The sequence below is a fragment of the Bifidobacterium sp. KRGSERBCFTRI genome, assembly GCF_025908335.1.
On record NZ_CP109653.1, the window covers coordinates 216,160 to 226,375 of the forward strand.

Sequence of the window (10,216 nt, forward strand, 5' to 3'; positions counted from 1 at the left end):
CATTTCGGAATGCGGGCAGCTCGGCCGACCGTCACACCAAAGCAAAAAACGTCACACCAAAGCAGATTCATGCACAAGGGAAATGCGATTCGTGCAGATTGCCGAGTAGTCATCATGCAAATTGCCGAGTATACTGTATGCATATTGCCGAATATGATTCGTGTAAATTGCTGAGTGGGCGCCGGGAGGTTGACATGCCGTTGATTCCACGTGAACTGGAGCCGATGCTGCTCGAACGAGCCCGAGCCTACCCTGCGGTGACGCTCACTGGTCCGAGGCAAAGCGGGAAGTCGACATTGGTGCGGGAAGCCTTTCCCGACTACGACTACGTTTCCTTGGAAGACATCGATATGCGTGAATTGGCGCACGACGACCCGCGCAGCTTCCTGCAGCGTTACTCGAACCATGTGATTCTCGACGAGGTACAGCGCGTGCCTGAGCTCTTCTCGTACATGCAACGCGTAATGGACGAGCGCAATGAGCCCGGGCAGTTCATTCTTTCCGGATCGCAGAACTTCCTGCTGCTCAATAGCATCTCACAGTCCCTGGCGGGTCGTGTGGCCATTCTGCATCTGCTTCCGCTTTCTTACACGGAGCTGACGCACGCTGGCGAAACCCCGTCCAACGACGAGTTCGTATTCCGTGGCGGATACCCGCGTCTTTACTCCTCGTTGGCTACGCCGGCAGATTTCTACCCCGGCTATGTCGCCACATACATTGACCGCGATGTGCGTGCTGAGCTCGGCGTGAAGAAAATAGACTCCTTCAACAGATTCCTTACGCTCGCCGCACTTCGTATAGGTGAGGTGATGAACGTGTCTCACCTTGCCGACGAAGCCGATGTGGACAGCGCCACCATTCGCAACTGGCTTTCCATACTCAACGCGAGCTTCATCGCTTTCCAACTGCAGCCGTACTACCGCAACTATGGCAAACGACTGGTGAAATCTGCGAAACTGTATTTCTATGACACCGGTTTGGCGGCGAATCTGCTTGGCATTGAGAGCGCGGACCAGCTGTTCGCGAGCCAGTGTCGCGGGGCGTTGTTCGAGAACGCGGTTGTGCTCGAAATAGTCAAGCAATACCAGGCGCAGGGGAAGGAGCCGAAACTCTATTATTGGCGTGACAGCGGCCAAAAAGAGGTCGACCTCATTATTGAGCGTGGGGGGAATCCCTATTTCGTGATCGAGATCAAATCGTCGGCCACGTACCGTCCGAAGTATTTCGAAACGCTGGATGACATCGCAGAGGCGATGGGTGTGCCCACGGAGCGCCGTTTCGTGGTGTATGGCGGCGAGGAGACGATTCCCACACGGCACGGCACGGTAATTGGCTTGCGTGACATCGGCAGATTGGTGAGGTGACACCCAGCGCAGTGCCGCCGCGTTCGCACAGTGACACGCTCGCCTCGTGCGCCATGCCGTGCTGATATGTTGAAAGGGCAGCAAATCCCGCAGAAAGGAACGTGTAGTGACGCTTATCGAGAACTTCACCAAGCCTTACGGATTGGTAGACAAGATCGACGCTTTCGGTTACCTCGACTCCCTGAAGAACAACCCCGACGCACCGCGCAAGCAGGGCAAGGTGGTGCTCGTGACGGCGGATACCCCGCTCAAGGCATCACGTGGCGAGGGCAAGACCACGACGACGATCGCGCTCATCGACGCGCTCAACGAGCGTGGCATCGATGCGGCCGCCGTTCTTCGCCAGCCGAGCATGGGCATCACCGCAGCCGGTTCGAAGGGCGGTGCCTCCGGCGGCGGCAAGGCGTCGCTCACGCATCCCGAGCTCATCGACTGGGGTCTGTGCGGCGAGATGGGGTCGATCGAGGCCGCGCAGAATCTGCTCGTGTCCTTCGCCGAGAAGGCTATTGACGACGGCTTGCTCGACACGGTGCTCGTGCCGCGCGTCTCCGAAGTGCCGTCGCGCTCGCTGCGCCAGATTACCGTGGACCGCGGCAAGGGCAATGTTCCCGAGCGCGTGGTGCTCACGCCGACCTGCGAGCTCATGCAGATCGTCGTGCTGTCGCGCTCCATGGAGGAGATCGCAGACCGCGTGGCGCATATGATTGCCGGCACGAAGGACGGCAAGCCCGTGACCTTCGGCGAATTCATTGACTTGTGGCGCATCACGAACATTCTCACCGACGCCGTGAAGCCCGCGAAAACCGAGACCGTGAACGGCTCGCCGGTGTACGTGCACGGCGGCCCGTTCGCGAACGTCTCCATTGGCATTCCTACGCTTGTTTCCGTTGAGATGGCGTGCGCGCTGCACGACGTGGTGATCGTCGAGGCCGGCTACGGTGCCGACGCCGGCGCGCAGAAGTGGCTCGACATCGCATGCCGTGAATATGGCGCGCAGTGGCCGAGTGCCGCGGTTGTGGTCACCCGCGCGACCACCTGGCGCGACGATCCTGCCCTGCAGTGGCGCTACCCGTTCCATGTCGATCGCTTGGAGAAGCTCGGCATCCCCACCTTCCCGCTTATTAATCTGTGGGAGGGCGAGGATGACCAGATTCCGGCCTTGCGCGAGACTGCGGAGGAACTTGGCTTCCGCGACCCGATTGTGGGCAATCTGTTCCGCGATGGCGGCGAGGCGCTCGCACCGCAGCTCGACGCGTTCGTCGAGGCGGTTTCCGACGAGGCGCTGCCCGAGCGGCCGAAGAGCTTCAAGGGCGAGTCGCTGCGCGAGAAGATCGAGTTCGTGTGCGGCAATGCGTACGGTGTGCCGGCAGACCGCGTGATTGACAAGGCTGGTTTCGCCGAGTCCGAGGCCGAGGCGGAGCGCCTGTGCGCCGATGCCGGCATCGACTTCGCCGATCTCGCGCTGGTGGCCGTGAAGTCGCCGGCCACGATGACCGACAACGACGCCGCCCCCGCCGACGAGCGCACCGTGACACTCAAGAAGGTGGAGGTGCATTCGGGTGCCGGTCTCGTGCAGGTGAACCTGACGACGAGCCTGACCACCCCGATGCCGAAGATCGTCTGAGCAGCAAATCCCTTACGGGATGTCACCAACTCTTACGGGATGTCGCCATCCATTACGGGATGTCAGGTCTCAAGTAGACTTGCCTGGGGCTTTCTGCGTTTGCAGGGCGGGACTTTAGAAATTGCCGCCGTTCCAGCCCCAGTCCGGGGTGGCGGTGTAGCGGATGTAGGTGCGGTCGGCGGGGATCTGCAAGGTGTCTTGCAGCGCGTCCATGATCGCGGGCGTGAGCTTCTGCCACGCAGACTTCGGGACCGAGCTGCCGAAGACGTTCACCTCGACATAGGCGGCCGGGGCGTCGTTCGTGCCGCCGAAGTACATCGGGACATCACTTTCGAACAGGCACATGAGCCAGCCCTCGGACTTGCCGGGGACGGCGGGGATGGCCTGGCCGAACGCGGTCTTGAGCGCGTCGCGCTGCTCGGCGGTGGTGGGGACGGAAACATGCGTGTGAATGACTGGCATTGGTGCTCCTTCTTTGAGTTATCGTTGCTATCGCTTCTAGTGTAGGCAAGATCGAGTGTGGCGTTTGGATTTTTGGCCCTGAACGTTCCAGATGCGCCGGGAGTTTGGCTGCGTAGGGGGTTGGGGTGCTGCGTAGGAGGAGTGGAGGTGCTAAGTAGAGGGTTGGAGGTGCGGTGTAAGGGGTGTGCTGCGGAGAACGGGCTGTAGAGAGGGCTCTAGATGTATGGCCTATTTACTCTGAAATAGCTTACGGGATGTCGTCAACTCTTACGGGATGTCAGTTTTTGGATATCAGCTCCCTAGAGCAATCGATTGGTGATTGATTTCCAAGGTTTTTTGGGGGTTGATACTTTGGGCGTGACATCCCGTAAGAGTTGACGACATCCCGTAAGGAGAAGAAGAGGGGAAGAAGAGGGAAAAGGGAGGGAAAAAGGATGAAGAGGTAGGGATTAGGGAAGTGTAGTGTACGTCGTCCACATGTGGATAAGGAGGGATAAGGTTATCCACATCGTTTACCGACACGCTGTTCTCCGACCACAATGGCCCGCAATGGTGTACATGCGACTCCTACCGTGATTGGCTGGATGCATGATTACCAACGAAATCAACAAAAAACCGCACGGTATGATGGCCGATGTAGAGCAGACTCAGATACGCATGAGCGGACGGTGCAGCGCCTTCCTGAACGAACGCAAGATGGACGCGACCTTCGGACTGCTCACGGCTTTGGAGCTGCTGGGCATCACCACGCCATGGCTTCGAGCGGCATACAGTCGTTGGGAAAAAGACAGGTATCTGCAAATCATTGCCGATTCAAGGGGGATGCGGTATGCGGAAAAACACCGGTACGGCGTCGCCTATTACACCATGAACGTCCCGATTCACCGAGTCGAAGTGTCTCCTGGCATCTACTGCACCGATCCGGTATGTACATGGTTCATGATGGCCCGATTCGTCAGTCTGGACTACCTCGTGGCGTTGGGCGACGCTATTCTCGGCCCCAACAATCGCCTGAGCGAATTAGGTCTGCATTACGAGTTAGAAGATTTCATCAGCTACATCGAGGAAGTGGAACAATGGACGGCCGACCCTTCACACAGCAGAAAACGGGCGCCAAGAGGAATCGGAGAATGCAGGTTGGCGATAGAACTCATGCGCCAGCGAGTCGAATCGCCACAGGAAAGCATAGTGCGAATAGATGTACTCATGAAGCACGGATTGCCGGAACCGAAAATCAACTATGTAGTCAATCTGGAAAACGGACATACGGCGAGACTTGATATGGCATATCCGCAGTGGAAAATCGCCATTGAATACGACGGCAAGCAGCATGAGGAAAGCTGGGAGGAAGATAATCTGCGAAGAAATAAGCTGGCGGAATTGGGGTGGGCAATAATTGTCGTGACGAGGGCCGACGTGGCGACGCCAGAAGCGCAGTTGGCGTGCGCCTACAGAATCGCGGCGAGAATCGAGGAGCGCACTCACGAGCCCATGCCAGTATTCGCCGACGGGTACACGACAGAGGAATTGGCGATGGTGGTTAGCGGAAAACCAGTGCGCCCACGTAAATGGAGGAGAAAGCGGGGAATGGGTAAGCGAGAAGTGGCTTAAGTGCCGCCGCTTGAGAGCTACTCCCAGCCTTTGGGCGTGTGCTCGATGCTCCACATGCCCAGGCGGTGCGAGAAACTCTTCTCCCACTTCGCCTCAAGCTCCTCCTCGGAAAGCACGTTGCCCTTGCGACGCAGTCGGTTCATAGCGTTCGTGTGCGTGTCGTCGAGCAGCCACTTGCGAATGATGAAGTTCCAGATTGCCACAATCACCGTGGCGACGAGCTTGCCCATGTTCGTGCGCAGCAGATACTCGGCATGCTGGGTGATGAACGCGTCGCGGTTCATGCCGTAGGTGGAAAGCCAGATAATCAGCGCGTTGAGGAAGAGCCCGACGAGCGAGGAGAACAGGAAGATGGCCATCTCCATCCAGCGCGCCATGTCGGGGCGGTGCTTGAACACGTATTTCATACTCGCGAAATAGTTGAACACCAGCGAGATGAAGAACGAAATGGTGCCGGCGATCACGTTATGCATGTGGAATACGCCGACGAGCAGATTGAGAATGCCCCAGTCGATGATGAAGGCGATGGCGCCGACCACGCCGAATTTGAGGATCTGTTCAATGAGTTTGCGCACGGGACGATTGTACTCAGAGCGGCTGAAAGCTTGCTTGGAGCGTGATGCGCGGGTGAGGTGCGACGGTTGGCAGTGGTTTGTGGGGCGTCGCAGGTTGGGGAGGCTTCCGGGATGTGGGTATGGGAGAGGGAAGGGCCAGCGCCCATCTGCGTAATTTGGGACAGATCGGGGCGGGGTTTTGTCCCAAATTACGCAGAATGAAGGAGGGGCGGTCAGCGGGCGGGGTCAGAGCTCGACTTCGGGCTTGGACGGATCGTCTTTGATATGCGCGAACTTGGCGGCGAGGGCCTCCTTGTTCTTGCGCTCGTCCTCCTCCTTAGCGGCGCGCTTGGCCTCGGCCGGGTCCCACAGAATGTCTTCGCGGTGCTTGCGCCACTCCGCCGCGGCAAGCGGGAGTAGGGATTCGGCGAGTACGCGGGCGGAATCTGCGGAGTCGTCATCGCCATTCGGCGTGGCGAATGCGGCGAGCAGACCGTGCCATTGGTCGGCGGTCACGCAGATGCGCGGCACGCCCAGCGTTTCGGCGAATTCATTGATGAACGGGAGCAGCGGGAGCGCGACGCGCTCGAGATGGCGCACGCGGTCGGAGGAGGCGCCGCCGGTGTGTGGCGAATCGGAGCCGAGATTGGCGATGATCTGTGAACGCAGCACGCGGAGCATCTGCGCGAACGTGACCAGCACCACGGCGAAGCGGTGGTCGAGCCCGGTGACGCGCTTCTGATCGGTGTCATGAATATATGCAGTGCAGTCATCGAGGATCTCGCCGAGCTGTTTTTGCGTCGCCTCGCTCCAGCCGGCAGTCAGCGTCTCGGCGGCCTCGAACAGAAGACTGAAATCATGCGAATCTGAGTACGGATTGAGCTGCTCATAGGCGTCATTGGCAGCGAGAAGCGCGTCGACGACTTCCTGGGGGCGACCCGGAATCGCATCCGCGCCCTCGTATACGAATTCGGCGTCGGGGAGCGTGACCTCCGTGGTGCCGACGAGCACGCGCGCCATTGTGAGCGTGAGCCGCACCTGCAGATTCTCCGCGTACTTTGCGTCGTTATCCATGCGCTCGGCGGTGGTGAGCGGCCACAGCTCGGTGAGGTCGGTGCCGCTGCGCACGGCGGTCTTCATTGCGGGCAGCGATGCGACCTGCTCGACGGCGTGTTCATCGTTGAACGTCATGTGTATGCTCCTTATTCCTCACGAAGTTCTCATGTTGGGCGGCGTTCGTTCGCGCGTGCGCTGCTCCGCTTCAGTAATGATAGTTGATAGCGTGCGATGCGGGCGGCATTCTTGCTTACAGATTCTTCGGATTCATGCCTGTGGGACGTCACCGTTGCCTACGGGGCGCCTTCAACTCTTACGGGATGTCGCAATCTCTTACGGGATGTCGCAATCTCTTACGGGATGTCATCGCTCAAGTAAGGTTGTTCGAAAATGTTGACGAAACTATCGTTGGTGTTCTGAAATCGTAGAAAATTGTTCTTGGTTGAGAGATTTTAGCCGCCCTATTATATTTTCTTTGCGAAAGAAAACATCCCGTAAGGGTTGGTGACATCCCGTAAGAAGGAGGGTGGTCTCCGAGGGATGATGGCATCGGGGGATGATGACATCCCGTAAGGGTTGGTGGCATCCTGTAAGGGTTGATGGCCTCCCGTAGGAGTGGCATCCCGTAAGAGATGATGATGGCTGGGGGCTGAGGCAGCCCGTGGTATTAGTCGATGTGTTTCGCGGGGTCGGCGTAGGTGATCGAGAGGACCTTGCCGGTCTCGGAATCGTAGGTGATCGAGGTGACGGACGCCAGCGCGGTCTTGCGCAGCAGCATGTTGTGCTCGGGGTGGCCGGTCTCGAGCATGTGACGGTACGACCAGATCGGCGACTCGTGCGTGACGACCACAATCTGCTCACCCGGGTATTCGTGCACCTTTTCGAGTGCGAAATCCTGCACGCGAGCGGCGATCGAGCGGTAGCTCTCGCCCCAACTTGGCGTCCACAGATTGCGCACGAGCTTGAGATTCCGCGGCTTCCACAGTGCGCCCTCGCCATGCCCGATGCGCGTGCCGCGGAATTCGTTGCCCGCTTCGATGATCCGCTCGTCGGTGAGCAGACCGAGTGCCTCCTGCCCGCGCTCGGCCCGCACCTTGTTGAGTTCGAGCAGAATCTCGTTCGCCGTCTCGCGCGTGCGGTCGAGCGGCGACGAGTAGACCGCCACAGCCGTGTTCAGCTGCGGACTCTGTGCGATATACCTGCCGGTCGCCTGCGCCATGCGTCGCCCGCGCTCGGAGAGGTGGAAGTCCGGGAGGCGTTCGTACAGCAAATGGTCTGGGTTGTACACCTTGCCGTGACGTACGAAGTTGATGGTGGTGGCTGGCATTCCGGGCTCCTCGCTTGCATAGGTCACACGTTCGCATGCGGTGTTCGGCCGCGCGAAATCATTATGGAAAAACTTTGTCGCTGCTACCAATGTACCGCGTGTCGCGATGGTACCCCTCTGTAGTGTAGCCATGTTTGCCAAAACAGCGCATACGTGACGCGGTGTTGCTGGGCGGCGGCATATAATTTCAGATTCGCAGCGCACAGACATCCCGTAACGAAAGAGCCTAGCCCGTAAGGGGTGGCATAGCCCGTAGCGGGAAATGTAGCCCGTAACCGATTTGACATCCCGTAACGGAATATAAGGGCGGACGGAATCTGAAAACAGGAAAATCCCGGCGAAACATAGCGGGCCGCGACGCAAAGCGGCGCAGTCGGGAGTGGTAGTGAGCAGAAAGGAGCGGCACATGTCGTTACTGCAAGGTGTGAAAGACGTGAACCACCGTATTTTCGGCGGGTACGCGGAGTTGTTGAGAATCCCGCATGCGGCGAGGTTCACGGTGGGATCGGTGATTGCGTGCATGCCGTTCCCGATGGTGGGCATGACGATGACGATCATGACCCAGCAATATTACGGAAATTACTCGCTCGCGGGCGCGCTCACCGCAGTGCAGGCGATTGCCGGCGCCGTGGTGGGGCCGCTGCTCGGCACGCTCGTCGACCGATTCGGGCAGCGACAGGTGTCAATCCCCACGATCGTGATCTGGATGCTCGCCGCCGTCTCGTTCGTCACCTGCGTGCGCGCGCAAGTGACGCCGTGGATCCTGTTCTGCATCGTGCCGTTCTTCGCCGCCGTGCCGCCGTGGGGCGCCATGAGCCGCGCGCGCTGGACGTACCTGATGGGCAACGATCGCGCCGGCGTCAACCGCGCGCTCTCGCTGTCGGGCGTGTTCGACGAGGCGATGTGGGTGGTGGGCAATCCGCTCGCGTCCACGTTGGCTGTGATCTCGGGATTTCTGGCGATGTCGTTCACTGGAATCTGCGTGCTGATCGGCGCGCTCATGTTCCTCACGGAGATGACCACGTGCCCGCCGAGCCAGTCTGACCTCGCCCGCGAAGCCGGGGTCTCGCGCAAGGAATTCCGTGAGCGCGAGGCGGAGAAGGCGAAGGAGCTGCGCGCGCAGACCGCCGCCGAAGACGCCCGCGTGCACGCGAAGTCGCAGGGCCTGTCCGACGCCGAGGTGGAGGCCGCGGGCAAGGCGGCGTACGAGCGGTCGATGAGCGGCATCAAGGACTCCATTTGGGGTCCGGGTCTCATCGCCGTGTGCGCGACGTGGTTCGGGCTCGGCGCGTTCCAGTCGGCGGCCGGTATTTCGATCATCGCCTTCGCCACGGAGGCGAACATGAAGCAGTACACCGGATTCGTGTTCGCCTGCTTCTCGATCTCGTCGCTCACCGGCGCGCTGCTGTACGGCGCGAAAAACTGGACGATCCCGCTGTGGAAGCGCTTCTACGTGTGCCTCGCGGTGTTGAACATTGGCATCGGCTCGTTCCTGTTCGCACGCCACCTGTGGGTGATCATGGTGATTTACCTCATTATTGGCGTATGCCAGTCGCCGACGTGGATCAACGGCAACCAGCTCATGCTGCATCTCGTGCCGCAGACCCGCTTCACCGAGGGCATGGCGTGGATGGGCGCAATGAACTCGATCGGCGCTTCGGCCGGTTCGGCGGTCGCCGGCGTATTCATCGACCGCGCCGGTTCCCACGGCGGTTTTGCAGTGGTGACGGCGCTTGCGTTCGTGTCGCTGGCGATTGCGCTGCTCGGCTTCAAGCAGATCAAGACGAGCACCGAGACCCCGGTGCTCACCGAGATCTCCGCGTAGCTTACGGGCTACAATTCCCCTTACGGGTCAAGATGTGCCTTACGGGATGTCATTATTTCTTACGGGATGCCACGGCCCGAGTAGAGTTGTGCGAAAATGTTTGCAATCATATGATTTGTGTTCATTTGATGAGACAGAAGACCTTAGTTTGTTGGATTTTGTGTAATTTGAAATTCATTTCTAAAGAAAGAAAACATCCCGTAACAGATTAGGGTAGCCCGTAACAGATTAGGGTAGCCCGTAACAGATTTGGGGACGTAGCGGATTTGGGGGATGGCCCGTAACAGGAAATCCTAGCCTGTAAGGGGAATCTTAGCCCGTAAGGGTTAGTTTGGCCCGTAGCAGATGGCCTGCAGCAGATAGCGGCAGCTAATCGGCATCCTCGATAAAAGC

The 10,216-nt window shown here is 59.2% G+C and carries 8 protein-coding genes; 4 read left to right on the top strand and 4 right to left on the bottom strand.

What is annotated here, in order from left to right; genetic code table 11:
- The first annotated feature begins 194 nt into the window (after nucleotides 1-194).
- Nucleotides 195-1,364 (top strand): ATP-binding protein, encoded by a 1,170-nt coding sequence (locus OGI63_RS00900; RefSeq protein WP_004219303.1) that lies wholly within the window; start codon nucleotides 195-197, stop codon nucleotides 1,362-1,364.
- 106 nt (nucleotides 1,365-1,470) lie between these two features.
- The gene (locus OGI63_RS00905) at nucleotides 1,471-2,988 is read left to right on the top strand and encodes a formate--tetrahydrofolate ligase (protein ID WP_004219302.1); all 1,518 of its coding nucleotides are present in this window, start codon (nucleotides 1,471-1,473) and stop codon (nucleotides 2,986-2,988) included.
- Nucleotides 2,989-3,102: 114 nt separating this feature from the next.
- On the opposite strand, the gene OGI63_RS00910 is transcribed toward OGI63_RS00905, so the two are convergent.
- A complete protein-coding gene (locus tag OGI63_RS00910; RefSeq protein ID WP_004219301.1) occupies nucleotides 3,103-3,450 on the bottom strand; it encodes a phenylpyruvate tautomerase MIF-related protein in 348 nt (115 codons plus the stop codon).
- 588 nt (nucleotides 3,451-4,038) lie between these two features.
- Here OGI63_RS00910 and OGI63_RS00915 point away from each other — a divergent pair.
- Nucleotides 4,039-5,061 carry a DUF559 domain-containing protein gene (locus OGI63_RS00915; RefSeq protein WP_004219300.1) on the top strand — a complete coding sequence of 341 codons (1,023 nt, stop codon included), beginning with the start codon at nucleotides 4,039-4,041 and terminating at the stop codon, nucleotides 5,059-5,061.
- 17 nt (nucleotides 5,062-5,078) lie between these two features.
- On the opposite strand, the gene OGI63_RS00920 is transcribed toward OGI63_RS00915, so the two are convergent.
- The 3 genes from OGI63_RS00920 to OGI63_RS00930 form a co-directional block, all read right to left on the bottom strand.
- Complete coding sequence (locus tag OGI63_RS00920) at nucleotides 5,079-5,636, bottom strand: GtrA family protein (protein WP_004219299.1); 558 nt, start codon at nucleotides 5,634-5,636, stop codon at nucleotides 5,079-5,081.
- Nucleotides 5,637-5,861: 225 nt separating this feature from the next.
- Nucleotides 5,862-6,806 (bottom strand): hypothetical protein, encoded by a 945-nt coding sequence (locus OGI63_RS00925; protein ID WP_004219298.1) that lies wholly within the window; start codon nucleotides 6,804-6,806, stop codon nucleotides 5,862-5,864.
- A 532-nt stretch (nucleotides 6,807-7,338) separates the two neighbouring features.
- Nucleotides 7,339-7,998: a histidine phosphatase family protein gene (locus OGI63_RS00930; protein ID WP_004219297.1), complete on the bottom strand. Its 660-nt coding sequence runs from the start codon at nucleotides 7,996-7,998 to the stop codon at nucleotides 7,339-7,341.
- Nucleotides 7,999-8,404: 406 nt separating this feature from the next.
- On the opposite strand from OGI63_RS00930, the gene OGI63_RS00935 reads away from it, so the two are divergent.
- The gene (locus OGI63_RS00935) at nucleotides 8,405-9,823 is read left to right on the top strand and encodes an MFS transporter (protein ID WP_004219295.1); all 1,419 of its coding nucleotides are present in this window, start codon (nucleotides 8,405-8,407) and stop codon (nucleotides 9,821-9,823) included.
- Nucleotides 9,824-10,216 lie beyond the last annotated feature (393 nt).

Bases quoted from the DNA above. Each gene is read 5' to 3' on its own strand.
- OGI63_RS00900 (WP_004219303.1), top strand. From the start codon at position 195: ATGCCGTTGATTCCACGTGAACTGGAGCCGATGCTGCTCGAACGAGCC.
- OGI63_RS00910 (WP_004219301.1), bottom strand. From the start codon at position 3,450: ATGCCAGTCATTCACACGCATGTTTCCGTCCCCACCACCGCCGAGCAG.
- OGI63_RS00915 (WP_004219300.1), top strand. From the start codon at position 4,039: ATGATTACCAACGAAATCAACAAAAAACCGCACGGTATGATGGCCGAT.
- OGI63_RS00925 (WP_004219298.1), bottom strand. From the start codon at position 6,806: ATGACGTTCAACGATGAACACGCCGTCGAGCAGGTCGCATCGCTGCCC.
- OGI63_RS00930 (WP_004219297.1), bottom strand. From the start codon at position 7,998: ATGCCAGCCACCACCATCAACTTCGTACGTCACGGCAAGGTGTACAAC.
- OGI63_RS00935 (WP_004219295.1), top strand. From the start codon at position 8,405: ATGTCGTTACTGCAAGGTGTGAAAGACGTGAACCACCGTATTTTCGGC.